21 protein-coding genes and 2 pseudogenes are annotated in these 25,542 nt (G+C 59.1%); 17 read left to right on the top strand and 6 right to left on the bottom strand.

Features of this window, described 5'->3' with window-relative positions:
• Positions 1-7: 7 nt before the first annotated feature.
• The gene (locus Q1A00_RS11490) at positions 8-751 is read right to left on the bottom strand and encodes a (Fe-S)-binding protein (protein WP_298401421.1); all 744 of its coding nucleotides are present in this window, start codon (positions 749-751) and stop codon (positions 8-10) included.
• Between the two features lie 321 nt (positions 752-1,072).
• Here Q1A00_RS11490 and typA point away from each other — a divergent pair, with 321 nt between their 5' ends.
• The 8 genes from typA to Q1A00_RS11450 all read left to right on the top strand — a co-directional run bounded on the left by typA (position 1,073) and on the right by Q1A00_RS11450 (position 9,364).
• The gene (gene typA / locus Q1A00_RS11485) at positions 1,073-2,914 is read left to right on the top strand and encodes a translational GTPase TypA (protein ID WP_298401419.1); all 1,842 of its coding nucleotides are present in this window, start codon (positions 1,073-1,075) and stop codon (positions 2,912-2,914) included.
• Positions 2,915-3,261: 347 nt separating this feature from the next.
• Complete coding sequence (locus Q1A00_RS11480) at positions 3,262-4,209, top strand: sigma-70 family RNA polymerase sigma factor (RefSeq protein WP_298401417.1); 948 nt, start codon at positions 3,262-3,264, stop codon at positions 4,207-4,209.
• 316 nt (positions 4,210-4,525) lie between these two features.
• A complete protein-coding gene (locus tag Q1A00_RS11475; protein WP_299756879.1) occupies positions 4,526-4,816 on the top strand; it encodes a hypothetical protein in 291 nt (96 codons plus the stop codon).
• A 617-nt stretch (positions 4,817-5,433) separates the two neighbouring features.
• Positions 5,434-5,571 carry a hypothetical protein gene (locus Q1A00_RS11470; protein ID WP_298401415.1) on the top strand — a complete coding sequence of 46 codons (138 nt, stop codon included), beginning with the start codon at positions 5,434-5,436 and terminating at the stop codon, positions 5,569-5,571.
• 422 nt (positions 5,572-5,993) lie between these two features.
• Complete coding sequence (locus Q1A00_RS11465) at positions 5,994-6,782, top strand: hypothetical protein (RefSeq protein ID WP_298401413.1); 789 nt, start codon at positions 5,994-5,996, stop codon at positions 6,780-6,782.
• 376 nt (positions 6,783-7,158) lie between these two features.
• Positions 7,159-7,962: a type II CAAX endopeptidase family protein gene (locus Q1A00_RS11460; protein ID WP_298401411.1), complete on the top strand. Its 804-nt coding sequence runs from the start codon at positions 7,159-7,161 to the stop codon at positions 7,960-7,962.
• A 239-nt stretch (positions 7,963-8,201) separates the two neighbouring features.
• Positions 8,202-8,426: a hypothetical protein gene (locus Q1A00_RS11455; RefSeq protein ID WP_298401409.1), complete on the top strand. Its 225-nt coding sequence runs from the start codon at positions 8,202-8,204 to the stop codon at positions 8,424-8,426.
• Entirely contained in the window at positions 8,423-9,364 is a 942-nt protein-coding gene (locus Q1A00_RS11450) for a PHB depolymerase family esterase (protein WP_299756874.1), read from the top strand. The genes Q1A00_RS11455 and Q1A00_RS11450 overlap by 4 nt, the downstream gene beginning before the upstream one ends.
• A 129-nt stretch (positions 9,365-9,493) precedes the next feature.
• Here the strand turns inward: Q1A00_RS11450 and Q1A00_RS11445 are convergent, their stop codons facing one another.
• The 5 genes and pseudogenes from Q1A00_RS11445 to Q1A00_RS11425 form a co-directional block, all read right to left on the bottom strand.
• Positions 9,494-10,366 carry a CPBP family glutamic-type intramembrane protease gene (locus tag Q1A00_RS11445; RefSeq protein ID WP_299756871.1) on the bottom strand — a complete coding sequence of 291 codons (873 nt, stop codon included), beginning with the start codon at positions 10,364-10,366 and terminating at the stop codon, positions 9,494-9,496.
• A 42-nt stretch (positions 10,367-10,408) separates the two neighbouring features.
• On the bottom strand, positions 10,409-11,083 hold the full coding sequence (locus Q1A00_RS11440; RefSeq protein WP_299756868.1) for a TIGR00266 family protein: 675 nt from the start codon (positions 11,081-11,083) through the stop codon (positions 10,409-10,411).
• Positions 11,084-11,098: 15 nt separating this feature from the next.
• On the bottom strand, positions 11,099-12,061 hold the full coding sequence (locus Q1A00_RS11435) for a type II CAAX endopeptidase family protein (protein ID WP_299756865.1): 963 nt from the start codon (positions 12,059-12,061) through the stop codon (positions 11,099-11,101).
• Positions 12,062-12,142: 81 nt separating this feature from the next.
• On the bottom strand, positions 12,143-12,679 hold the full coding sequence (locus tag Q1A00_RS11430; protein WP_299756862.1) for a helix-turn-helix domain-containing protein: 537 nt from the start codon (positions 12,677-12,679) through the stop codon (positions 12,143-12,145).
• Positions 12,680-13,265: 586 nt separating this feature from the next.
• Positions 13,266-13,536: pseudogene (locus Q1A00_RS11425) on the bottom strand (transposase); the annotation flags it as partial.
• A 43-nt stretch (positions 13,537-13,579) separates the two neighbouring features.
• On the opposite strand from Q1A00_RS11425, the gene Q1A00_RS11420 reads away from it, so the two are divergent.
• The 9 genes and pseudogenes from Q1A00_RS11420 to Q1A00_RS11385 form a co-directional block, all read left to right on the top strand.
• Positions 13,580-14,626 (top strand): crosslink repair DNA glycosylase YcaQ family protein, encoded by a 1,047-nt coding sequence (locus tag Q1A00_RS11420; RefSeq protein WP_299756859.1) that lies wholly within the window; start codon positions 13,580-13,582, stop codon positions 14,624-14,626.
• Between the two features lie 135 nt (positions 14,627-14,761).
• On the top strand, positions 14,762-15,016 hold the full coding sequence (locus Q1A00_RS11415; RefSeq protein WP_299756856.1) for an FmdB family zinc ribbon protein: 255 nt from the start codon (positions 14,762-14,764) through the stop codon (positions 15,014-15,016).
• A gap of 200 nt (positions 15,017-15,216) precedes the next feature.
• Entirely contained in the window at positions 15,217-15,978 is a 762-nt protein-coding gene (epsC, locus tag Q1A00_RS11410) for a serine O-acetyltransferase EpsC (RefSeq protein WP_299756928.1), read from the top strand.
• Positions 15,979-15,983: 5 nt separating this feature from the next.
• Positions 15,984-17,420 (top strand): cysteine--tRNA ligase, encoded by a 1,437-nt coding sequence (gene cysS / locus Q1A00_RS11405; protein WP_299756853.1) that lies wholly within the window; start codon positions 15,984-15,986, stop codon positions 17,418-17,420.
• Positions 17,390-18,403, top strand: coding sequence for a 50S ribosomal protein L11 methyltransferase (locus Q1A00_RS11400; protein ID WP_299756850.1), 1,014 nt, complete (start codon positions 17,390-17,392; stop codon positions 18,401-18,403). Before cysS ends, Q1A00_RS11400 begins: the two co-directional genes overlap by 31 nt.
• A 3-nt stretch (positions 18,404-18,406) precedes the next feature.
• Positions 18,407-19,180: a 16S rRNA (uracil(1498)-N(3))-methyltransferase gene (locus Q1A00_RS11395; RefSeq protein ID WP_299756847.1), complete on the top strand. Its 774-nt coding sequence runs from the start codon at positions 18,407-18,409 to the stop codon at positions 19,178-19,180.
• Between the two features lie 142 nt (positions 19,181-19,322).
• On the top strand, positions 19,323-20,660 hold the full coding sequence (locus Q1A00_RS11390; RefSeq protein WP_299756844.1) for a S41 family peptidase: 1,338 nt from the start codon (positions 19,323-19,325) through the stop codon (positions 20,658-20,660).
• A 1,112-nt stretch (positions 20,661-21,772) separates the two neighbouring features.
• Positions 21,773-23,890, top strand: a pseudogene (locus Q1A00_RS18470) (RCC1 repeat-containing protein); the annotation flags it as partial.
• A 63-nt stretch (positions 23,891-23,953) separates the two neighbouring features.
• Positions 23,954-25,542, top strand: a 1,589-nt coding sequence (locus Q1A00_RS11385) for a carboxypeptidase regulatory-like domain-containing protein (RefSeq protein WP_299756841.1), incomplete at its 3' end; no start/stop codon positions are given.

Below are 25,542 nucleotides of genomic sequence, written 5' to 3'. Positions count from 1 at the left end.
ACCAGATTTACCGCGCGTCCACCATATTGGCCAATACTTCGGCCAAATGGCGGGCGCGGGTTGGTATATTGCGGCGCGACAACCCACCGGCGATTTGGGTCATACACGACACATCGCCGGTCACCACCAGATCGGCTTCAGTTGAGGCAATCGCCTCGATCTTGCGGTCAAGCATCGCGGTCGAGATGGTATGCTGTTTGATTGCAAACAAGCCACCGAAGCCGCAACACTGATCACATCCCGGCAACGGCACGACTTCCGCCCCCTGTACCCGGCTCAGCAATGCACGCGCCTGCTTACCAACACCAAGGAAGCGTAAGCCGTGGCATGCATCGTGGTAGGTGATGCGACCGTTGAACCGCGCACCAACGTCGGTCACGCCTAACCCATCGACCAGATATTCGCTCAGCTCATACGTGCGATGGGCCAACTCGGCGGCCATGCCGGCAAAGGGCGTGTGCGCAAACAATTCGTGGTAGAGATGGCGGATCATCGCTGCGCACGATCCCGATGGCATCACCACGTCGCCCTTGCCGCGCAACACCTCCAGCGTGCGCCCGGCGACGGCGTAAGCGTCATCGCGAAAGCCGGCATTGAACGCCATTTGCCCACAACATAGCAGATCGGACGGTACGTCAACGTCTATGCCCTGTTGTTCCAACAGCTCGGCCGCAGCCAAACCGACGGTGGGGTAGAGCTGATCGACAATACAGGTCGCGAACAGAATGGCGCGACGGCGGCCGGTAGTCACAGTTGTGTCTCCTCTGGGGCTGCAAGAACGTTGTCTAGCGGTATTATATAACGTCATGGCGTAAGCGGGCAAAATGACCAAATCCACCATTTTGACGCCGTTGTCGATGATGGGGTGGCGGAAAAAAAGACCGTAGAGCCGCACGGTCGTGCGGTTCTACAAATATACGTCGCCCGCCATTCATACGTTATTCGCTATTCTCTCACGCGCGCCTACGTTCTACCGCCTCGCGTGGTATAATGTTTACAGCATTGTTGCGCTCAGGTTCAGCCTGAGCGTTTTTCGCGCCGCGCAGCGGCCAACCGTCACGGAATAGGTAGTATGATTCAGCGCACCGATCTACGGAACATCGCCATTATCGCTCACGTCGATCATGGTAAGACCACGCTGGTTGACGCAATGCTCAAGCAGAGCCGTATTTTCCGCCAGAACCAGCAGGTAGAAGAGCGCGTGCTCGATAGCAATGCGCTCGAACGCGAGCGAGGGATTACCATTCTCGCCAAGAATACCGCCGTCACCTATCGCGGCGTCAAAATTAATATCGTCGATACTCCCGGCCACGCCGACTTTGGCGGCGAGGTAGAGCGGGTAATGAATATGGTTGACGGCGTATTGCTACTGGTTGACGCCGTCGATGGCCCAATGCCTCAGACCAAGTTTGTCTTGCGCAAAGCGTTGCAAGCCGGCCATCAGGCGATTGTCGTGGTCAACAAGATCGACCGGCCACAGGCCCGTCCGAACCACGTCGTCAATGCCACATTTGACCTGTTTGTTGATTTAGGCGCAAGCGATGAGCAAGCCGAATTCGCGACCATCTTCACCAACGCGCTGCTCGGCCACGCCGGGCGTTCGCCGCTCAAGCTGCACGACTCGCTCGAACCGCTCTTCGAGTGTATTCTCGAACGCATTCCGCCACCCACAGTCGATGTCGAGGGGCCGGTGCAGTTCCTCGTCACCACCAGCGCCTACGACGAGTACAAAGGCAAGATTCTCACCGGACGGTTGGTGCGCGGCACGATCCGCAAAGGGCAACCGTTGGTGCGGATTGCACGCGACGGCGCGATCACGCCGGCCAAAGTCAGCCAGATTTTTGTGTACAACGGACTTGAGCGGCAAGAGGTTGAGCAGGCGCAAGCTGGTGATATTATCGCAATTGCCGGTATTAGCGACGCTGCCATCGGTGACACAATCGCCGATGCGCTGGCCCCCGAAGCATTGCCGCCGATTAAAGTCGAAGAGCCGACCGTCCGCATGACCTTCGGCGTCAACACCAGCCCCTTCGCCGGGCGCGAGGGAACGTATGTTACCTCACGCAAACTGCGTGAGCGCCTGTTCCAAGAGATGGAGCGCGACGTGGCGTTGCGGGTGGAAGAGACCGACAGCCCCGACGTGTTCATTGTGGCCGGACGCGGCGAGTTGCATCTGGGTATTTTGATTGAGACGATGCGCCGCGAAGGGTACGAGTTTCAGGTCTCGCGCCCGGAAGTGATCTTCCGCGAAGCGCCAGATGGTACCCGGCTCGAACCGATGGAGCTGGTCGAGATCGAGGTAGCGAGCGAGTATCAGGGGGTGGTGGTTGAGTTGTTGGGCAAGCGGCAGGGCCAGATGCGCGATATGCGCATCAGCGAAGATGGCTCGGTACATTATGTCTATCTCGTACCGACGCGCGGCCTGCTCGGTTTTCGCCAGCTCTTCCTCACCGCCACTCGCGGCACCGGTATTATGAACAGCATCTTTTTCGGCTACGAGCCATACGCCGGTGAGATGGAAGTGCGGACCAACGGCAGCCTGATCGCAGCCGAAGGTGGCGTCGCCACCACGTATGCTATCCATGCGCTGCAAGACCGCGGTGTCTTCTTCATCACCCCCGGCCAAGAGGTCTACGAAGGGATGGTCGTCGGCCAGCACATTCGCGACAACGATCTTGAAGTGAACGTCTGCAAAGAAAAGCATCTCACCAATATGCGCAATAACCGTGGCGCCGAGACGATACGGCTCGATGCACCGCGTCAACTCTCACTCGATGACGCGATTGAGTATATCGGCGACGACGAGCTGGTTGAGGTGACACCCAAAGGTTGGCGCATTCGCAAGAAGCTGCTCAGCGCCGATGACCGCCGCCGTGAGAAGAAGCGGCGCGAACTGGCGCTGAGTGAGCGGTAGAAGACCTTACCACAGAGGGTAAGGTCATTGCTACACCCCCTCGGCGCTAGCGCCTGCTACGAGTAGCGGCAGCAATACTCATCCGCCTCTCATTTTTCTTTAACCTTCTCTTTAAGCTGCCCGCCGATACTAGAAACCGGCGGGCAGTGTAGCATCTTCACCTTACCCATCACACCACCTGCCCGCAACCAAAGCGCGCGGCGCTACCCAGCCGCCGCACCCCATACGGCCTACGCTTACGTGGCCGCGGGGAACCGCAGAGGCTATCACCTGCGTCTACATCTATGAACCTCGGCGGTTCACATTGCACGCGCCGAACAGAGACACCGGCGCACGAAGGAGGCGCAATGAGCAACCCAACCACGATTGGTCGCAGTGCATCGGATACGATTGTGCTGTATCTGAACGAGATCGGCGCCGAGCCGCTGCTCACTTTCGAGCAGGAGCAGCAACTAGCCAACGCGATCGCGCAGGGACGGCGGGCCGCCGAACGGCTGGCCAATGAGCCATTGCTCCCGATTGCCGAAAAGCAGCGGCTAGCGGCGCAGGTCGCCGCTGGCGAGCAAGCTCGCGCTCAATTGATCAACTCCAATCTGCGCTTGGTCGTGAGCATTGCCCGCCGCTATCAGGGTCACGGTCTGGCCTTGCTCGATCTGATCCAAGAAGGTAGCGTCGGCCTCATGCGCGCCGTCGATAAATTTGATGCCAGTCGCGGCCTCAAGTTCTCGACGTATGCCACCTACTGGATTCGGCAGAGCATCGGGCGGGCGATTGCCGACCATAGCCGCACTGTGCGTCTGCCGGTGCATTTGGGGGAACGGCTAAGCCGGCTATCGCGGTTGCGGCAAGAATTGGCCCAACAGCTCGACCGCGAACCGACACTGGAAGAGCTGGCCCATGCCGCCGGACTCACCGTTGAACAGGTCGAACGAGCTGAGCAAGCCGGGCTGACACCTGCCTCGCTCGACGAAGCCCACACTGAAGACGGCGGCGGTGCGCTGGCCGAGATTTTGACCGATCCGCTCCAACCTACTCCCTTTGATGAAGTGAGCGAGAGTATGCTGCAGGCCGATGTCCAAGCTGCCTTGAACCAACTCTCACCACGCGAGCGAAATATCTTACGCTTACGCTACGGTCTTGACGGCGAACCGATGCATACCCTCGAACAGATTGGTCAGCGCCTACGCCTGACTCGCGAGCGAGTGCGCCAACTCGAACACGAAGCTTTACGCAAGCTGCGCGATCCCTCGTTGCATCCGCAATTGCAGGGGTACGTGAACGAAGCAGCACAGTAAACTCGCACTGTACAGCTATTGTTCGCCCTATTGATCCTATCCCCCCGCTTCCCTTGCGGAAATGGGGGGATCGTTGTCTTTCTCCTGCACAAATCAATCTACTCTTATAACAAGGGAACATTGCTCTAAGCACGAAAGAATGCCGTATGTTACAAGAAGTCAGCAATACCTTATGAGCAGGGAAAGCAAAGGATTCAAATTATTCACCCAGTCGATTGATGGGAAGTTGCCCGTACTTGTCTGTATGCAACCTTCTTCCACACCCCACGCTAGAGCCTGTTATGTACTTCGGCGATAAACGTGGTATACGTTCAGCATGCCACGCAAACCCTATCCACGCGATGTGAGCGACGAGGAGTGGGTCTTCGTCGCTCCCTCCCTGATCGTACTGACCGCAAACGATTCGCAGCGTGACCACTCGCTGCGCGAGGTCTTGAATGGATGGCGTTGGATCGTCCGCACGGGAGGAGAGACGTTGCAATGCAACGTCTCTCCAACGCGCATGACGCCCAACGATCTGCCGCCGTGGGACACGGTCTCTATTAGGAGACGGTGCGATGCACCGTCTCTACTGAAGGCCGAGGTCGGTGCGACGCTCTTCACATGATCTGCGCATGCGGGTGTGCGCCATCGCAGGTCGCACACCTGCGCCGCGCGCGGCAATCGTTGACGTGCGTACCGTGCCATCGCCCCCGGAACGTAGCGCACGCGCCGGCTCCGACGGGCATACACGCCGCACGGGCAGCAAGCTCCACGTGGCGGTTGATCCGCTGGGCTAGTTGCTGGCCGTGGTCGGCACGCCCGCCAACGAACCGGAACGCGCGCCGGTCGCCACGTTGATGGAACAGGTTCAGGCCGTCATGGGCGAGTCGGTCGAAGATGCGTTCGTTGACTAGGGCGATACGGGGGAACAACCGACGGCCGACGCCTATGCCTACGGTATGCGGCTGGAAGTCGTCAAACGGTCGGAAGCCACATGCGGCTTCGTGCCAAGCGTATCCGCGCGAAATCCGGTTGTGGGTCGTCGAACTTGATAACGCAGTTGGAGGTGGACGGGTAGCGTTTTACTGGAACCAGCACGTCACACTTTGGCACGGCATGGCGACTCGTGACGCACTGGTATGACGTACTTTGTTTATCCTTGATGTTGAGATCATCCATGATGCTATCGAGCAGGGATTACGTTACTTCGACTTCAACATAAGTGCCGGAATCGAGGGTGTCATGCAGTACAAACGCAATTTTGAGACCACTGACTCCTCAATTCCACGCTGCGAATACCGCAGTCCGGTGTTAAAACCACTGAGTCGCTCGTACACTAGCTATGACGCCGACCGCTTGCGCCACAGCGCGTACCGGTGATAGCGAGTAGGAGATAGCCGAGAAGTAGCCCTTTGTCATTGCGCGCCGCGTTAGCGGGGAAGCAATCTCCGCTCTGGCAGCGGGGGATTGCTTCGAGCGCCGCGCGCCCGCCCAAGGAACGCTGTCCCTTGCGCTAATAGTGCTTGCAAATAGGGGATTGCTTCGGGCGCTGCGCGCCCGCCCAAGGACAGGGGTGTGCATCGCCCCCCGCAAGGACAGGGGACGCGCCGCGCCCTATGTTGTACAGGAGGGGCGGATTTGAAACCTGCCCCTCCCGCTTGTAGTGAAACCCAACTGAGTACGATAGAGACAGCAATTATGACTTGAACCAAGAACCGGGCTAATGGCACATCAGTCGCATGTATTGGCAATAACAGACACGACAGCCATCCAAGCGCCGTATGACCAACACGGAGATAATAATGAAACTAACCACACGCAAATGGTTCTATCCGTTGGTCTATATCACGCTGGTCTTCATCGCATTTCTCCCCCTCTATACCGAGCGACCCTACGATCCACGTAACGACACCTCGCAGGTCATCTTCGAGATTCTGCAACGGGCGACAGTGCCATATGCTGCTTGGGGTTGGATATTCCATCTTGCCACACTGGCGGTGGTTGGGTTTACCGTATGGCAACCCACACGCGGCGGACGGGTGATCGCTGGCTACTTCGGGCTAAACTATCTGGTGATCGCTGCTATCCAAACGCACGCCGTGACTCCCACTTACGGGTTTGCCGTGCATACCGGCGCGCTGGTGGCCGAGGTGCTGCTGGGGACACTCTGGCTGCGGGTAGCGTGGTTGGACAAACTACGGTTAGACTGGCAGGCAATTCCGCGTTGGCGTTGGCTGCTCTTGCCCTTTGCCCTGCTCGTGTTCTGGTCGCCACTGCGGTTCGAGGGGACGACCGTCTTGCCTGATTTTAACCCGCTCTTGCTACTCACCTCACCCGATTACGGCTTAGCGTATTGTTTTGTGACCCCGGTCTTCTTGTTTGTGCTCATCCTCGCGTGGCCGCAGGTGGATGGCTTTGCGCTGCGGGTAACAGCGTTTAACGGGCTGCTGTACGGGTTATTCAACCTGAGTCACTGGACAACGCCAGAGCGGGTATGGATAGGAGTTATGCACCTGCCGCTGCTGGTGATGCCGATGGTTGCGCTGTGGCTCGCACAGTCGCAGCCGCGCTTGCAGCCTTCATACGCCTGAACAAGTGAGCAGCGTACTGACCTAACGAGTTAAGCAGATGACCGACCGGCGGGTGTGATTGTGGCACATCCAAAGTGAGCAGTCACTCGCGATAGGGCGTTACCTCTTTCGCCGGTGAACTACGGTTCATTGTCGAACCATTCACATATGTATTCATTCCATCGCTGATTTGGTTTTGTTTCCTATTCTTTCGCTAGGTGTAAGACATATTCACGCCACCATAAACGTCCCTTAACAATGGTGGTATACACATACACCTAGTCGTTCTCGCCTCGCGGGAAGGGAATTTCCTACAGCCTGAACGAACACACGACATGCATCCTCCCCACCATTGGCACCCGAAACCCGACCGCATCCAAGAGGAAAGAGAACAAGAATGAGCAAACCGACCGCCGTTTACGTTATCCTTGCCTACTTCATCAGTTGGTGCGCCTACGTCCCATTAGCACTACAAGGGCAAGGCTGGCTAAGCGGCATCCCCCACTGGCTGCATCTAGCGGCGGGCTACGGGCCACTGCTGGCGGCGGTCATCGTCACTGCTTGGACAAGCGGCAGCGCGGGGCTGCGCGAATTGATCAGGAGGCTGACACGCTGGCGCATCGGTTGGGGCTGGCTGGCGGCAGCATTTAGTCCGCTGGCAGTCTTTGGCGCGGTCGTGCTGGTCATGCGCCTCGTTACGGGGACATGGCAGGCGGCAAGCGGCTTCGGTCAGGTAGCCGAATTGCCCGGCCTGCATTGGCTGGCCGGCTGGCTAGCGTGGATCCTCATCTCGGGGTTGGGTGAAGAGACCGGCTGGCGCGGCTTTGCCCTGCCGCGCTTGCAGGCCCGCTACAGCGCACGCGATGCCTCGTTCATACTGGGCTTGCTGTGGGCGGGATGGCATGCCCCAGCTTTTTTCTACAACTATGAACTCTCGCTCTTCTCGGTGCTGTCGTTCGTGGTAGGAATTGTGGCCGGGGCAATAGTGCTGACGTGGTTATACAACAGCACTGGCGGCAGCGTGCTGGCCACGATTCTATGGCATGGCACTTACAACGCAGTCGTGGCGGGCAGCGAGGGCGTGGTCGCCGCAGCGGTCACGGCGGCGGTCATCGTGGCCTTTGGGCTGATTGTGCGGCAGTACGGGCCAGAGACACTCTCGGCGGGCGAGAAACAGGTTTGGCTGGAGACGAGCACGTAAACGGTGACACTGAGTTTTCAGGGCTTGCCCAAATATCCCAACAGAGCTGTTAACCTTGCACAACGCATGCCGACTGGTGCAGGGCTGATGGCAGCGTTAGGCTCGCGGCAACGCTTTAGCCACCGCGCCAACGTTGGCCCTCAACACTATCACCATCACTGCAAGCGAACCAACCCCAAGGATCGCTAGCCAGACCACGCCGCCTGCCGTACCAAACAGCCGGACCCAATTTCTGGGATGTGACCTTCGGCAAACCGGGTGAAATCTGGCTTGCGACGCTGTTTCAATCCCCGAGTCAGCAATGGCTGCTGACCGACTCGCTGACTGCCAAAGCCGAGCCAGAACCATTCGTGGGTGCAACGCAGGTGTGGGTATTTTACAACATAGCTGAACGCAGCCCCAAACGAGAGACGATCTGGCATTTGTATCGCGCTGAAACGCCATTACGGCAGGAGGGGCAATGAAACAACTTTTTCTTCTCGCCCTTGCATTGTTACTAACCGCTTGCGTCCGTCCGCAGACCGATTCCCTGCGTCCCGGTAATCATGACCTTTCGATGACAGTAGACGGACTGAAACGCACCTACATCCTGCACACTCCGCTAGCTGCACGGCAGGGGCAGCCGCTGCCCCTGCTTATCGTCCTGCACGGCGGGGGCGGCAGCGGCCAGAAGATGCAGCACTTTTTGGGCTTCGATGCCTACGCCGATGAGCGCGGCTTTTATGTGGCCTATCCCGATTCGTACCGCTCTGCCGGGCAACATGCTGCCCACTGGAACGATGGGCGCGGCACGGAAGCAACTTCAGACGTGGACGATGTGACATTCCTGCTAGAGATGATCGCCGACATTGGCCGCCGTGTCCCATTGGACGAGCAGCGCGTCTATGTCACCGGTGCCTCGAACGGCGGGATGATGACCTACCGCCTAGGCTGCGAGACGCAAGGCGTGTTCGCCGGTATCGCACCGGTGATTGCCAACATCCCACAGTCGATTTTTGCGACCTGCGCCCCTGCCGCGCCGTTGAACATTCTGGCCGTCAACGGCAGCGCCGATCCGCTCATTCCATTGGAGGGCGGTAACGTGTGCGAGGGCATCCGCTTTGGCTGCGCAGGCGGGCAGGTCGTCTCGCAAGCCGAGTCAGTGGGGCGGTTCGCTGCCGCCAACGGCTGCGATCCCGTGCCGCAATCGGTCAAGCTACCGGTGGAAGTGGCAGATGGCACGTTTGTCGAACAGCAGACCTACGCCAATTGCACAAGTGGAGCGCAGGTAACAGCTTATATCGTCCACAACGACGGACACACGTGGCCGCCGCGCCCTCCGCAACTACCTGCCGCCGGTACGCAGAGCCGCAATCTCGATACTACCCGGCTGATTGTGGATGCTTTCTTTCCGCAAAAGTGATATGTTATGGGCGCTTCTCTGTTGATCATCGGCGGCGGCCCCGGGGTTTGATGGCTGCCGCACCGTCGTCGGGCCGACCAGCCCTGCGAAAGGAAAGTCGTCATCCTTTCGCAGGGCTTGGTGCGTGAATTACCCTTGTGGCAGCGCTTTCTCGACCGAAACGAGATTTTTCCTGAACGTCATCACCACCACCGCCAGAGAAGGGACGAAGAGAATCGCCAGCCAGACGACCCCGCCCGTCTCGCCAAAGAGTGCGTTCATCCCATCGCCCAGCGTCCAGAGCAGATTGGTTGCCATGTGCGCCAGCACGGCGTACCAGAATCCCAGCCGAATGCGGATATACCCGAACACAAATCCCCCAATCAGTTGCGGTAGGATAAGCACGGGCGCGTACCACCAGGGTTCGACGTTGTAGTTGTAGTTGCTCAAGTGAACAAAGCCGAACACAATCGCCGCCACATAGTAGTACACTGCAACGTAACGGCGGAAGAAATCGGCGTAGGGTTTCCCGCCTCGTTGGCGCAGATAGAAAAACAGCGTGATGACGGCGCCTATTATCAGGTAAAAGGCGATTCTCACCAACACGAGGAAGTCATCCGCCAGCCCCACCTCTCTCAACTGACCGGTAAACGGCAGCGGTGCGTACTGCGTTGTAATCAAGGCAAACGAGATAAAGAAGAAGAGCGGATTCGGGGCCAGCCAGAGCCGAAATGTCACCTCTTCGATGAGGGGCGCAACGAAAATTCCCGCCAGGGCTAGCATAAAACCCAACTGCGCAACAGCCTCTCCTGCATGTTGCGCCTGCACCGAGATCAGCGCTTCAATGGGGGCGGTCACCAGTGTTGCAAGAATGCCAATCAGAATGTCCAGCGCAACGATAACCGCCATAACCAGAAGTTTCTGCTTGAGCGGAGCAGATATGGTCTCTGCGTTTGGACGCCGCAGGAAAGCAAAGAAATCAAGAATCGGGTTGGAGATGGTTTGGGTTTGGTTGGCGTTCATATCTGGCCTTCTTTCTCACGAATCGGGATGTCGGTCAGCCTCTCATTCTTTGGTGCGCGGCAATTGCGGAACAAGCCAATCGAGAAAGGCGCGGGGGGAACGGGTCTGCAAGAGAACCCGCCCCGGCCCGCGCAACTGTACGATAAAGCCTTCGCCGCTAAAGAGGGTGGATTTCAACCCGCCGACAGGCCGGTCTGCAACGGTCATGTCGGCGCTGAACGCAACGAGATGCGTGGAGTCAACGATGTACGTTTCTCCGTCCCTCAGCACCTTTTCGTGAATGGCGCCATACGATGAGAGCAACAGCTGGCCACTACCAAAGATTTCCAAAATGGCGAGACCTTCCATTGCCTCGAAGGCTTTCAGACTAAGCTTCGCATTAACCTCGATCCCCCGTTCCGAAGCCAGATACGAGCCAGTCTGCACCAGCAGCCGCTCATTGTTCAGCGTCAGAGTAAAGACATCGCCGGGCAATTCAGGAGCGAAGGTAATCTCGCCACCCTGCGGCGGGGCGGTAAAGAAATTCTGAAAGAAGCTCTCGCCGCCAAGAATGGCGCGGCTGAGCGATTTGAACAGACCGCCTTCCGCTTTCGTCTCTAACGTGATTCCCTCCGACATGCTGACCATCGCGCCGGCCTCGGCCCGAATTTGCTCATTGGGGGCAAGCGTTACCACGCCGAGCGAATAGGATGGACGATACAGAATTTCGACTTGCATAGACATTTCGCCCTTCTACCGAAGAAAAACTTCCACCGAAGCGTCTTGCGAGGTTTGGCTGGATTTCGGCCAAACGACCATCAGCGCGCTGCCCAGAACCAGCACAATCGTCACTGCCAGCCCGCCTTCGGGACCGAACGCACCGCCGGTGAACCAGTCGGGTCCGGTTTCCATCAGGTCGAACAGCGTGCCAACCCCGGTCTCCTGCCCGCTGACCGCCAGCCCAAACAGGTTGCCCTGCGCCCAATTCCAAACGGAGTGAAAGGCGCAAATGCCCCACAGCGATTCTTCGCGCAAGGCGTATAGCGCGGCAAACAGCCCGTACAACATCAGGTTGACCAGCGCCAGAATGCTCACATTGGGGTTGAGACCGTGCATGACGGCAAAAAAGAGCGAAGAGAGCAGAATGCCCAGCCAGGGGCGATAGCGCGCGCTGATGACCGGCAGCATCCAGCCGCGCGTCAGCACTTCTTCCGCCGCGCCCTGAATGAACCAGCCGGGCAGAAAGATGAGCAGCACGCCGCCCAATGCCGCCAGTCCCGCCCGCGCCGGGTCGCCGGCTTCGGGGGCAACATAACCGAAGAGCGCCATCAGCCCCACCGACCCGCCAAAAGCCAGCACACCAATCAACAGGCCGCGCCCATACTGGAACAGCGCGCCGCGCCGCTCGAATCCCAGCGTAGCAAACGGGCGCTTCTCGTAGCGCCATACCCACAGCCAGACGAGCACAATCAGCGTGCCGAACGACACAGCCAGCAGCAAGCCCATGAAAAGCCCGGCCAGCAAAGGCGGCTGAGCCGCCATTTCCGACTCGGAAAAGCCAGCCAGCGCCATCTGCGCCAACTGCACCGGCAAGCCAAACAACGACGAGACGAGCAGCATCGCGCTCGCCAATGCAAAGACGCCCCACCACGGGGTAAGCCGCCGCCCCTGCCGGGCTAAATCGTACAATCGGTTATTTGTTATCCAGGTTGGCATAAACACCTCACGAATAAGGTATGGATTGATAAAAACGGGGATACTGCACACACAGTCCAGGCGCGCGCTGTTTGAGAACGATTACTCTTCTTCAGCGGAACCCGCCGGATGCGCCATGATGAACATGCGGTATTTCCTGCGTCCAGGCGCCGGGGGTGCGGCTTCCAGCTCTTTCAACAGCTGATAAATCGTTTCACGCGCCTGAACAAACTCCTGCTCGGAGGCATAAAACACGTGGTCGCGGACGGCGATGTTTTTGTCGCATGGGTCGCCGCTCGACAGAATGTAGCGCATAAGTTCTTGCGCCACGCTGTTGCCGTACAACTGCACGTGATCGGCAAACTGCTCGAGGCCTTCGGGCTGGCTGATATCCGCGGGGTCAATCAATTCGTTGACCGCTGAGAAGAAACGCTCCTCGATCCCGTTGACCAGGCGCGTGCGTGTGACCACAATAACGCCTGCTTCGAGCATCTGATGAATGTGTCGATAGAGCGAAGGCTTGGGGACATCAGGAAGGCGCTTCGAGAGTTGATTGATGGAGAGTTCCCCGGCATGCAGCGCCTGAAAGATGCGCATGCGGACCGGATGGTTGATAACGGCGAAGTTTTTGAGTGGCATGGCTGGGATGATCGTTATCAATTCTTATATCGACATCGAAAATGATAACAGGTTTGGCTTTGGATGTCAAGGGTGATGAAGGCGGAATAGCAATTCCAAATTCCGGTGACAGAAGCGCCCGATGAGCGAAGCGTCACGCCGCCGGCACGGCGAGTGCGCCTGCCGTCAGCCCCGCGGCGAGGAGAAAGACCTACACTGCCTGCTGCGTTTTTGCCAGACCTGATTCAGAAATACAGATGTGATATGTATGATAGGGGCGTTTACTGCTTGGCGGTGCGATACGTCTCGATATTGCGCGCAGCCGAACTGGTTCAGCACGGCAAACTAGAAATTCGCGCCTATCCCTTGCGAAACATTCACGCCAAAGTATACATCGTCACGTTCAAAGAAGGTGACCGCGATGGCGAGTGATTACCAGATCGAGCAACCTGACCCGGTCAGGCTTAGTGGATAATCTCGAACTCCCGTTACACGCTGCTTCTCTCGAGCCTGTTATGTACTTTCGAGCATAACGGTAATGACCCGCTTCAGCCACGTGGACCTTGCCCCCCCCTTTCCCCCCCCCTGCGGGGGGGGGCAGGGGGGGCGCGCGCAGATCATGGACGAGCGTCGCAAAGACCCCGGCCTTCAGCCAGCGCTGGGTTTGCTGATAGACGGCGCCCCACGGCGCACGGCGGCGGAGCGCTGGGCATCATGCGCCAGGGCGCTCCCGTGCGGACAATCCAGCGCAATCCGTTAAAGACCTCGCGCAGCGAGTGGTCGCGCTGCGGGGCGTCTTCGGTCATGAAGGTCAGGGAGGGAGCGACGAAGGCCCGCTCCTCGTCGCTTACATCGCTTGGATAGGGTTGACGTGTCATACTGAAATCATACCACGTTTGAAGTGCATAACAGGCTCTAGTATTGTGGAGCCGCCTCGGCGCGTATGCGCCGCACTGGTTGACCGATCTGCTGGCGGAGCGGGCAATCTTCGAGTACTGGTCGCACGAGGCATGCTTTTTGCCCATCGAGGATTACCCGGTCTACCGCTCGTTGATGCTGGCAGGGAAAACGCGCAGCAACGCCTATGCGCGCCGGTGGCTGCAAGAGAACCAGGAAATTGCCACAGCCCTGATTGACCATATTCGCGCTAACGGCACGGTTCGCTCGGCTGACTTTACTCGCAACGATGGCGCGACAGGCGGCTGGTGGAACTGGAAGGTCGAAAAGATGGCGCTGGAAATGCTCTTCATTGTTGGCGATCTGATGATCGACCGGCGCGAAAACTTTCAGCGCGTCTACGACCTGCGCGAGCGGGTGCTGCCGGAATGGAACGATGACCGTGCACCCGATGTCGCAGCGGCGCAGCGCACCCTGACGCTGGCGGCAGCACAGGCGCTCGGCGCGGCGCCGACGCGCTGGCTGGCGGACTACTTTCGCACTAGCAAGGCGGAAACGGCGCGCATTGTCGCTGCACTGGCAGCCGAAGGCGCGCTTATGACGGCGCGTGTCGAAGGGTGGCGCGATCCGGTCTACATTCACCCGGATAACCTGCCGCTGGCGCGGACGGCTGCCGCTGGCGCGCTCCGCTCAACCGTCACCACGCTGCTCTCGCCGTTCGATCCGGTGGTGTGGGATCGATGGCGGACGCTCGAATTGTTTGGCTTCGACTATCGCATCGAGTGTTATACCCCGGCGCCCAAACGACGATATGGCTATTTCACGCTGCCCATCCTGCACCGAGGCGCGCTGGTCGGGCGGCTCGATCCAAAGGCGCACCGGAAAGATGGCGTCTTTGAGGTCAGGGCGCTCTACCTCGAACCAGGAGTTGAACCGGACGACGAACTGGCGACCAATCTGGCGACGGCGGTGCGTGCCTGCGCCGCGTGGCATGGCGCCCCCGACGTCATCATCCGGTTCTGTGACCCGCCGGGGTTCGGCGGGTTGGTGATGCATACGTTGCGTACCTGAATTCATAAAACCTGACATCATCTCTAACACAAATCCTACATTTCCCCATTTGATCATCCTCAACAGATCGACTACAATAAGAAGCAAATGACATATCCATGATTCATCACTCAATGCCAGGAGGTCCTGACGGTTATGCCTACCTACGTGTACGCCTGTGACGCTTGCGGTGCGCAGTTCGAGCAGTTCCAGTCGTTCAAAGACGAACCGCTGCGGGTATGTCGTTGTGGCAAAGAAGGTTCGGTACGCCGGGTCTTCCAGCCGGTGGGCATTGTCTTCAAGGGCTCAGGCTGGTATATTACCGATAGCCGCAAGAGCGACAGCGCGAGCATCGGCAGCGATAGCTCGTCGAAGAGTGAGAAGAGCGAGACAGGCTCCAGTGAATCCTGACCTGAGCCATCTGCGCCCCCTTAGCGGGCGCTTCTATACCTTCCTCCAAGCCTCCCGCCGCCTGTCGGTCGGGTTCGTCGCGCAGACCTGTATCTGTCGTTAGGGGCGTCGTTGCACTGTGCATGACGCCCCTGATCTGCATGACGCACTTCGATTGACCGTCAAACGGGAGGTTTTGTATGTCCAGGAACAACGATCATCTGCTCTGCGTCATACGCGACGATATTCGCGCGATTTTTCTCAATGATCCAGCCGCGCGCAATCTGGCAGAAGTATTGCTCTACCCCGGATTGCATGCCATTCTGCTGCATCGCCTAGCGCATGCCCTCTGGCGACGCGGCGTGCCGTTCATTCCCCGCCTGATCTCGCAGATCAGTCGCTTTCTCACCGGTATCGAAATCCATCCGGGCGCCGTCATCGGTCGCGGTTTCTTCATCGACCACGGGATGGGCGTGGTGATCGGCGAAACCACCGAGATCGGCAACTGGGTGACCCTCTATCAGGGGGTGACCCTCGGCGGCACCGGCAAGCAGCGCGGCAAACGCCATCCGACGGTACGCGACGGCGCGGTGATTGGCGTTGGCGCGATTGTGCTTGGCGCCATTACGATCGGCGAAGGGGCGCGTATCGGCGGCGGCGCCGTGGTGGTGAAGGATGTTCCGCCCCATACCACCGCTGTCGGAGTTCCGGCGCGCATCGTGGCGCAACGCGATCCGCATACCGGCGAAACGCGCCGTGTTGAATATCTGCCCGACCCCGAAGGGGAAATGTTGCGCAGCCTGCGCGCGAAAGTGCTGGAACTCGAAGAACGCCTGACCGAACTCGAAGTTGCAACCAACCATCATCTCGAACATCACGTCGAAGAGGATGCGCTCGCATCGCAGTGCTGGTCGGCGCTCGGCGATACGAATGGAAATGGCGCAGTCGATGAGTATGGCTATGTAGCCGGTGATGGGATATAACGCATATGAGCATTCGCATTTATAACACACTCACACGCACGCTCGAACCGTTCGCAACCATCGAACCCGGCGTGGTCAAGATGTATGTCTGCGGTGTAACGGTCTACGACCGGGCGCATATCGGGCACGCGATGTCGGCGATTGTCTTCGATGTGGTGCGGCGCTACCTGGAATACCGCGGCTACGCCGTGCAGCACGTCGTCAATTTTACCGATGTGGACGATAAGATCATCAATCGGGCCAGGGAACTCGGGCGTGACCCGAAGGAACTCGCCGAGTCGTACATCGCCGAGTTTCTGGAAGACCTTGAGGCGCTGAACGTCAAGCGGGCGCATATCTACCCGCGCGCAACTGAGACAATGCCTGAGATTCAGCGCTTCATCAGCCGATTGATCGAGACTGGCCACGCCTACGTCGTGGATGGCGACGTCTACTTTCGCGTCTCGACCGTTCCTGACTACGGCAAACTTTCACGGCGCAGCCTTGATGATATGATCGCAGGTAATCGCATCGGCGTCGATGAGCGCAAAGAGAACCCGGCGGATTTTGCGCTCTGGAAGGCGGCAAAACCGGGTGAGCCGTTCTGGGATAGTCCGTGGGGTCCGGGGCGTCCCGGCTGGCATATCGAGTGCTCGGCGATGAACCTGGCGCACCTCGGCGAGCAGATCGATATTCACGGCGGTGGGACTGACCTGATCTTCCCGCACCACGAGAATGAGATCGCCCAAACCGAGAGTCTGACCGGCAAACCGTTTGCGCGCTACTGGATGCACAACGGCATGCTCCAGATCCAGACCCGTCTGGCGGATGGCTCCTACAAACTGGAGAAGATGTCCAAGTCGCTCGGCAATGTGGTGACCATCCGCGAGTTTCTGGCGCGTTATCATCCTGATGTGTTGCGGTTGACGGTGCTCTCCAGTTCGTACCGCAGCCCGCTGGCGTTCGGTGAGGAGATCGCTGCCGACCAGGAGCGCAAACTGGCGCGATTGCGTTCGGCGCTCGAACCGCCGATCGGGACCATCGAAACTGGGCCGGCGGTCGAGGCGCTGCTGGCAGCGGCGCGCACGGCGCGCGAGCGGTTCATCGCCGCGATGGACGACGACTTCAACACCGCCGGGGCGCTGGCAGCGTTGTTCGATCTGGTGCGCTCGATCAACACCGCGCGCGATGCGGGCGTCGGCGGGGCGCCGTTTGCCGAGGCGCAGGCCACTTTCCGCGAGTTGATCGATGTGCTTGGATTGACGCTGACTGCGCAGCGACCCGTGGTCCAGCCGGCGGCGCCATTCATCGATCTGCTGGTTGAAGTGCGCAGCGAATTGCGCAAGGCAAAACAGTTCACGCTCGCCGATATGGTGCGCAACCGCCTGGCGGACCTCGGCATTACGCTCGAAGATACCCCACAGGGGACACGATGGAAAGCGGCGGACAAACCAAACCTGTGACCTGGCTTGAACTCTCGGTTGCTTGTGACAGCGAAGCGGTCGAACCGGTCAGTGAGCTGCTGGCGCGTTACGGCTACAACGGCGGCGTGGCGATCGAACCGCCGATCATTCCTGGCGAAGATGGCCCGGAGTACCAGTATGACCCGGCGCGTCCGGTGACGGTGCGCACCTACCTGGCGCTCGATGACTCCGCCGAAGAGACGCGTGCGCGCATTGAACAAGGACTGTGGTTGCTGGGCATGATCCGTCCGGTCGGTCCGTTGCAGATTCGACAGATCGAAGAGGAAGACTGGGCGAATGCCTGGAAGCAGTACTATACCATCCAGCGGATCGGGTCGCGTATCGTGATCGTCCCATCCTGGCTGGACTACCAGCCGCTGCCGAATGATCTGCTCGTGCGCCTCGATCCTGGCATGGCATTTGGCACCGGCCTGCACCCGACAACGCAGTTATGCCTGATTGAGCTGGAGCAGCGCATCACGCCGGGAATGCGCGTGCTCGATCTGGGGTGCGGTTCCGGGATTCTCTCGATTGCAGCGGCGCGTCTGGGCGCCACGCAGGTGCTGGCGCTCGACACCGACCCGATTGCAGTCGAAGCGACGCGAGCAAATGCGGCACTAAACGGTGTGGCAGACAGGATCATCGTTGCCGAAGGCAGCCTGGGGCGCGGCGCCTCCTTCGGGCACTGGTTGCGCCCCGACGCCGGCAGCGATGCTGAGTCGCCCGTGTTCCTGCCGGTGTTGTTACCGGGCGATACGCCGCCGCCATTCGATCTTATCGTCGCCAACATTATCGCCAGGGTGCTGGTGGCGGTCGCCCCAGATTTTGCGACGGCGCTGCGCCCCGGCGGTCTGTTGATCAGTTCGGGGATTATCGCCGATCGTGAACCTGATGTGGTAGCCGCCTATGCCGCTGCCGGACTGGAAGCGGTCTCGCGCCGACTGGAGGGCGACTGGGTGGCGCTGGTGCACCGTAAACCATAACCCATGCCTCGTCGTCCGCGCGATACCGTTCACAGCAACACCTACCGGTTCTTCGTCGCCCCATCAGCGTTCGACGCCGGGCGGGTGCGTCTGTTCGATCCCGACCTGGCGCATCAACTGGCGAACGTGTTGCGGTTGGGGCGTGGCGACCGCGTTGTGCTGCTGGACGGCGAGGGATGGCAGTATACCGTTGCGCTGGAAACGGTTGACCGGCGTGGCACGGTGAGCGGCGCCATCGAATCGCGTGAAGTGGCTGGCGGTGAGCCACGCCTTGCCCTGACGATCTACCTGCCGATTATCCGGGCAGAACGGTTTGAGTGGGCATTGCAGAAGGGGGTCGAACTGGGCGCGGCGGCGTTCGTTCCAATCCTCTGCACGCGCAGCATCGACGCCCCGCCTGATGAACGTCGCCTGGTGCGCTGGCGGCGAATTATCCGCGAAGCCGCCGAACAGTCGCGGCGCGGCAGATTGCCGCACCTGGCAGCGACGCTCACCTTCGCCGAAGCATGCACACAGTCCACGCCCGCTTCCCCCGCACTACTCCTGTGGGAAGGAGATAACGCCACACCGCTTGCAGCAGCGCTGCACACCCTGCGCCGCGACGCATCGCCAGCAACGTTGGGCATCTTCAGCGGACCGGAGGGCGGACTGACCGACGACGAGCGCTCTTACGCCGAACGACATGGTATCATGAGAGTGTCGCTTGGTCCGCGCACGCTACGCGCCGAGACGGCGCCCATCGTGGCCACCGCGATCATCATGTACGAGCTGGGATGACGGAATTGCCGGCGGGCGTCGAGGCAGGTTCCCGGGGGCAGATCTGAGACCTGCCCCTCCTGCCCCTCCCGAAGGCGTGGGGGCAGGTCTGAGACCCGCCCCTCCTCCACCGAAATCCGTCATCCATCCCAGGAGGGTTGCCATGTCCTTGCGTTTCCGGTTCCCTCGTCGTTTTGCCGCGGCACTGCTCCTCCTCCTGGCGGGGTTCGCCGGCGGTTGGGTCAGCGCGACCGTCTTTGCCGACAGCATCTCGATCACGCGCCTGGTTCCGGTGATCGGACCGGGCCTGGTTGCCAACCAGGAGACGCCGCCCTCACTGCGGCAACAGTTCCGTGTCTTCTGGGAAGTATGGAACCTGGTCGAAGCCGAGTTCTACCAGCGCGACCGGATCAACCACACCCGCATGATCCGCGGTGCAATCACCGGCATGCTGGCGTCGCTCGACGACCCGTACACCGTTTACCAGGAACCGGAGCTGGCGTCGCAGACGAACGAGCATATGCAGGGACGTATGGGCGGTATCGGCACATACCTGCGGATCACCGACGGACGGGCGTTTCTCTACAAACCGATCAAAGGCGCGCCGGCCGATACCGCCGGTCTCAGGCAGGACGACGAAATCGTAGCGATCGATGGCGAACCGGTTGCGCCGATGATCGCAGGTCTCGACATCAATGAAGCGGCGGTGAAAGTGGCAGCGAAAATCCGCGGGCAAGCCGGCACGCAGGTGCGCCTGACCATCCGGCGGCAACCAGGCGATCAGGTGTTCGACATCACGCTGACGCGCGCCGACATTGTGGTGCCAGGCGTTGAAGCCCAACTGGTCGATGGCGGAATCGCTTACATCCGCATCATCGAATTCAAAGCCAACACCGTTCCCGAATTCGATCAGGCGCTGCGCGAGTTGTTGCCGCAAGCGCCGAACGGCATCGTCCTCGACCTGCGCAACAACCCCGGCGGCTTCCTCGACCAGGCGCGCGCCGTTCTCGGACGATTCTACAACGGCGTGGCGCTCTACGAGCAGAATAGCAAAGGCGAAATCACCGAAATTCGCACCGTCGGCGGCGACATACGCGCCTTCGATGTTCCTGTCGTCGTGCTAGTCAATGGCGGTTCCGCCAGCGCGAGCGAGATCGTCGCCGGCGCCTTGCGCGACAGCCGCCCCAATGTGACCCTGATCGGCGAGAAAACGTTCGGCAAGGGATCGGTGCAGAACATCTACCATCTGAGCGACGGCAGCAGTGCAAGAATCACGTTTGCGCACTGGCTCACCCCGGCACGCACCGAGATCGACAAGGTCGGCATCACGCCGCAGTACGTCATTCCCTATGCCGAAGACCCCGAGACCCAGACCCTGTGCGTCGGCGACCGCCAGCCGCCGCCAGGGGCGACGACCTGCGCCGACAACCAGCTCTTCTATGCCATCCGGCTGCTGCGCACCGGCGAAGCGCCGCCGTCGATGCCGGCAGCGGCCCGGTGAAGAGACGCGCGATCACCCCTTGAGCCATCGCCAACTCGACCGGCGGGACGGTCAGGTACAGCGTTGCGGCGCCGCACTGCGGGATCACCACAGAGAGCGCTGGATGAATACGCCGTCTGGCGGGGCGGGTGATGCTTCCTGACCAATCGGAAGCGGATAGTTGGAGAGAAACAACTCAGCGCCTTTTTCGGCTTTGCGCTGCTTATCGCAGTGAAGACCTGGCAGCAGCCCTCATTGCCAGGCCAGGTAGCCGATTCGAGACCGCGTGATAGAGCCGAACCATCGCGCATATACCCGACACTCCATCGTGTTCCGTTATACAAGATGTTCGAGCATTCGTCGTACAAAGCGCAAGGGTCAATGCGCACTGGCAGACATGTTGTAGACGCATAACTGTGCATTGGCATCAGCGGCCCCAGTGGGGCTTTCACTTGCGGTAAGCACGGCCGAACCATATCCTCACCAAGGACTTTTGCCCACAGCGCCCAGGCGTCCCGCTGTGCGCACCGGCAGTATTGTCCACATGGCCGCGATGAGCATACGAATCAGACGGCAGAGCGTATTGGACGGCTTCATCACACGGTGGGAACCAACGACTCACACGTCGTACCTGCGCTGCGGTCGCTAAGAGCATGGCTGAAAAAAGTCAATTGGGTGAGCGAAGGCAATGCCTTCGTCCATCCAATTGCACCTCAGAGGTGATCGCTCGTAGAGCAATCAACCAAAACCTGGACCGTCAAGGACGTAGCGCGGCGGACGTTGGCTTCGACAGGCTCAGCCAACGTCCGCTGCAGGACAGTCAACACGGGCAATGCTTGTACAAGATCTGGTTAATCGCTCTATTAGACATACTTTTCGCAATGCTCACCCAGATGCAATCTTCAGTCAGCCGTATGCCTGCAGCAACGAGATCGTCGCCAGATTTACGCAATGCTCACTCAGTGTTACAGAGCAGCGGCTGTCTTTTGAGTCTGTACTGAACCGAACCATGAGGTGCTATGAGATATAGTACTCACTGCCTCTTGACTGCACGATGAGCCAGATGTATTCCTTTATTAAGTGAGCATAGTGCTGTTCGTCGTCCTCGTATCATCACACAAGGAGCATCTGCTATGCGTCGTGTCTTTTCGCCCCTTGCTCTTTTGCTTATCGGCACGCTTCTTACCTTGTTTGTCCCACTCCTTCCCTCAGCCGACTCGCCCGCTATTGTGGAAGCATCAAACAGACCAACTACGTCACTGGGCGCCCCGCTTTCCGGTATTGAAGAAGCTACGGCTATTGCGGCAGGAGAGGGTTTCTCCTGTGCTCTGATAATTGATGGCACGGTGCGTTGCTGGGGCAATAACACCTATGGCCAACTTGGTGATGGAACAACCATTACGCGCACTATGCCGGTAACGGTACACGGTCTAAGTAATGTGGTCGCTATCACAGCAGGCTCAGGGCACGCTTGTGCGTTACTGACGAATGGAACTGTGCGCTGCTGGGGCCGGAACCTGTCAGGCGAGCTTGGCGATGGCACTGTCTCTCTCTACCGCCTTACTCCAGTAGCAGTAAACGGTCTCGCCAATGTAACGGCCATTGATGGAGGACATCTCTACACGTGCGCATTGCTGAGCGATGGAACGGTACGTTGTTGGGGATTCAACAACACCGGACAGCTTGGCGATGGCACAACCGACACACGCCTTACACCGGTGATAGTCAACGGCTTAAGTGGAGCGACTGCTATCGCAGCAAATCACCGGCACACCTGTGCCGTGCTGAACAATGGCACGGTTCGCTGCTGGGGCAGTAATCATAGCGGACAGCTTGGTGACGGTACAACCACTAATCGTCTCACGCCGGTAACGGTAAGCGGGTTGTCTGGTGCAAGAAGCGTGGCAGTGGGCGGATCAGAGACGTGCGCATTGTTGTCTGACAGCTCGATACGTTGTTGGGGTAACGGTCGGTCTCTTCCAGAAGAGGTAGACGGTTTGAGTGGAGTGACCGCTATAACAATCGGAGGACCACACAAATGTGCTATACTCAACGATGCAACAGTACGCTGTTGGGGACTCAACGATGTTGGTCAACTTGGCGATGGAACGACGATCGCTCGTCCCACGCCGGTAATGGTGCAGGGACTGCACAATGTAGCGGCTATTGCAGCAAGCGCAAAGCACACGTGTGCATTGTTGAACGATGGCGCCGTGGCATGTTGGGGATCGAATTCCTCAGGACAGCTCGGCAATGGCATGATTGGTTACGAGTCTAACCCGGTCATAGTCAACGATCTCCGGAACGTTACAGCAGTTGCAGCAGGACTTACGCATACCTGCGCTGTGCTGCAGGACGGTACAGTGCATTGCTGGGGCGAGAATCGGTATGGACAGATTGGCAACGGCGCCACTACTACTCACCCAACACCAGTAATGGTGAGCGGGTTAAGTAATGTCACTGCTGTTGCAGCAGGGAGGGCGCACACATGTGCCATTGCCGACGGAACAGTACACTGTTGGGGTTATAACGGGTCAGGGCAGCTCGGCGATGGTACCACAGCAATCCGCTCCACGCCTGTAGCAGTAAGCGGCTTGAACAATGCAGAAGCGATTGCAGCGGGCGAGGCGCATACGTGTGTGTTACTGGCGGATAAAACGGTGCGCTGCTGGGGCTCCAATGCTTACGGTCAGCTTGGCGATGGCTCCACTACTAATCGCCCGCTGCCGGTGGCCGTGGTGGGACTGAGCAGTGTTATGTCCATCACAGCTGGATCGTCCCACACATGTGCCGTGCTCGATAATGGCACAGTACGCTGTTGGGGACTCAATGGCACTGGGCAGCTAGGTGATGGCACAAGAACCAATTCTAGCACACCAGTAGAAGTCAACGGATTAAGTGGCGTCATCGCACTGGCAGCGGGTGCGGGTCATACCTGCGCGATGCTGAACAACAACACAGTACGCTGTTGGGGTAGCAACTATAACGGTGAGATTGGCATTGGCGCTAATACGACCGATCCTGTCCTTAGTCCGGTGGCAGTAAGCGGCTTGAGCGGAGTGAGCGCAATAGCAGCGAAACACGTGTATACTTGCGCACTACTGTCGAATGGCACGGTGCAGTGTTGGGGTAATGGTCAACCTAATCCAGGAGAGGTAATTGGACTTAACGGAGTATCAGGTATTGCAATCGGCGGTTCCCATACCTGCGTCCGGCTAACTGATGCCACTGCGAAGTGCTGGGGATCGAACGATTATGGTCAACTTGGCAACGGTATACCTGGTTACAGTCCATTGCCGGTAAGAGTGATTGGTTTGCACATACCGCTGCACATCATCAGTGGATGGGTTCGCGACGCAAGCGGCACGCCAGTGGCTGGCGTGACGGTGAGTGACGGCACGCGCTCCGCGACGACGGATGCCGCCGGGCAATACACCCTGACCAATGTTCCCACAGGCACGTACATCCTGACGCCAGCACGCAGCGGGTATACCTTTTCCCCGCCGACACGCACCGTGACTGTCAACGGCAATGTCAGCGGCATGGACTTCATTGCTGATCCCATCAGCAGCATCAGACCCATCGATATGACAGTGTGGTTCTATCGCGTTCCCACAGCGCAGCAGCGGGTGGTCTACGAGGATATGTTTCGCTTCTTCGCCGACGCTCTCTTTGAGATGTCCAACGGCGTGCACCAACTGCGGAACGTGCGCGTCATCTCTGATCCGGCGCAGCGCCCACAGGCTAATATTTATTGGGTAGAGCGTTGCTGGCCGAACGCTCACATCTCTGGTTATGGAATTAATGGCTTGCGCATCCTGATGTGTGATCAGTTTGTCGACAACAATGGCGCCGTTGTGTTCGATTATCTGAACGCACCGGCAGGACGTGAACAGGGTGGATACACGCTGGCGCACGAACTCGGTCATTACTTCTATTCGCTCTACGATGAATATAAAGGAAGGGATGCTTGCAATGCTGCAAGACCTGGCAGGCCGTGCCGCGACGACGTTCCGGTGTCTCCTTCGATAATGAATTCGCATTGGAATGCCGGGAACGGCGTCTACGAATGGCTCAATTTCTCGACGGCGCTGAATAATACGTACCAAACGGCGCAGCATCGTATGTACCGCGCTAGCGGGTGGGAGACCCTCGCGCGCTCACCGGATGCCGATCCGCGCGATGGCGTGCTGAACAACTACCCTCGGCGCCTGTATCATCCCGAACTGGCTGCCGTTGCGCCACCGTCTGGACAACAGCCACGCATCGATCTGACCCCTGGTCATCAGGCACGCCGCCTGTTGCGGATTACGTGGGAAACCACCACAGCATCCCTTGCCGGAGCAACCGACCTGACTGCCAGCCTGCATGCACTCAACGGCGGAGCGGTGACATATCCTGAACCTATCCGTCTGCTTGCCTTCGTCCAAAGGACCCATACCATTGCTGGTGCGACTGTCGACGGCGTCGTGCAAACGCCGGGTGGGCAGCGCCATCCTGTAACGCTGCGCGATGACGGCGTTGCGCCCGATCTCATTGCCGACGATGGCGTCTATGCCGGGGTAATCCTGCCCGCCGAGAATGGCGAGCATCGAATTGAAATGGAAGACGTCTTGGACGTGTCCCAACGACCGTATGATCCCGCCTACCCGGTCGGTTGTCTGGACGAAGCCGGCAAGGAACTGCATGACGCGCCGCGCGGCGTCCCGCCCTTGCAGGCCGAGCAGCCCGTTCGCCAGGACGACGAGTATGAACGCCGCGGCGTGGCCAATCTCTTCCTGGCTATCGAGCCTTTGCGGGGGTGGCGCGCCCGCCGCGACTTTGCCGAACAACTGCGCCTGCCGGCGGACGAAGACTACCCCCAAGCCCGGCGGATCGTGCTCGTGGCGGATAACCTGAACCC

The sequence above is a fragment of the uncultured Chloroflexus sp. genome, from assembly GCF_938091255.1.
In the GTDB taxonomy this organism is placed as follows: Bacteria; Chloroflexota; Chloroflexia; order Chloroflexales; family Chloroflexaceae; genus Chloroflexus.
The sequence above is the reverse complement of the archived record's forward strand: the minus strand, read 5'-3'. Positions and strand labels throughout refer to the sequence as shown.

What these genes read in the sequence shown, in the direction of transcription:
- typA (WP_298401419.1), top strand. Translation starts at nt 1,073, where the DNA reads ATGATTCAGCGCACCGATCTACGGAACATCGCCATTATCGCTCACGTC.
- Q1A00_RS11480 (WP_298401417.1), top strand. Translation starts at nt 3,262, where the DNA reads ATGAGCAACCCAACCACGATTGGTCGCAGTGCATCGGATACGATTGTG.
- Q1A00_RS11475 (WP_299756879.1), top strand. Translation starts at nt 4,526, where the DNA reads ATGCCACGCAAACCCTATCCACGCGATGTGAGCGACGAGGAGTGGGTC.
- Q1A00_RS11470 (WP_298401415.1), top strand. Translation starts at nt 5,434, where the DNA reads ATGCAGTACAAACGCAATTTTGAGACCACTGACTCCTCAATTCCACGC.
- Q1A00_RS11465 (WP_298401413.1), top strand. Translation starts at nt 5,994, where the DNA reads ATGAAACTAACCACACGCAAATGGTTCTATCCGTTGGTCTATATCACG.
- Q1A00_RS11460 (WP_298401411.1), top strand. Translation starts at nt 7,159, where the DNA reads ATGAGCAAACCGACCGCCGTTTACGTTATCCTTGCCTACTTCATCAGT.
- Q1A00_RS11450 (WP_299756874.1), top strand. Translation starts at nt 8,423, where the DNA reads ATGAAACAACTTTTTCTTCTCGCCCTTGCATTGTTACTAACCGCTTGC.
- Q1A00_RS11445 (WP_299756871.1), bottom strand. Translation starts at nt 10,366, where the DNA reads ATGAACGCCAACCAAACCCAAACCATCTCCAACCCGATTCTTGATTTC.
- Q1A00_RS11440 (WP_299756868.1), bottom strand. Translation starts at nt 11,083, where the DNA reads ATGCAAGTCGAAATTCTGTATCGTCCATCCTATTCGCTCGGCGTGGTA.
- Q1A00_RS11435 (WP_299756865.1), bottom strand. Translation starts at nt 12,061, where the DNA reads ATGCCAACCTGGATAACAAATAACCGATTGTACGATTTAGCCCGGCAG.
- Q1A00_RS11430 (WP_299756862.1), bottom strand. Translation starts at nt 12,679, where the DNA reads ATGCCACTCAAAAACTTCGCCGTTATCAACCATCCGGTCCGCATGCGC.
- Q1A00_RS11415 (WP_299756856.1), top strand. Translation starts at nt 14,762, where the DNA reads ATGCCTACCTACGTGTACGCCTGTGACGCTTGCGGTGCGCAGTTCGAG.
- cysS (WP_299756853.1), top strand. Translation starts at nt 15,984, where the DNA reads ATGAGCATTCGCATTTATAACACACTCACACGCACGCTCGAACCGTTC.
- Q1A00_RS11400 (WP_299756850.1), top strand. Translation starts at nt 17,390, where the DNA reads ATGGAAAGCGGCGGACAAACCAAACCTGTGACCTGGCTTGAACTCTCG.
- Q1A00_RS11395 (WP_299756847.1), top strand. Translation starts at nt 18,407, where the DNA reads ATGCCTCGTCGTCCGCGCGATACCGTTCACAGCAACACCTACCGGTTC.
- Q1A00_RS11390 (WP_299756844.1), top strand. Translation starts at nt 19,323, where the DNA reads ATGTCCTTGCGTTTCCGGTTCCCTCGTCGTTTTGCCGCGGCACTGCTC.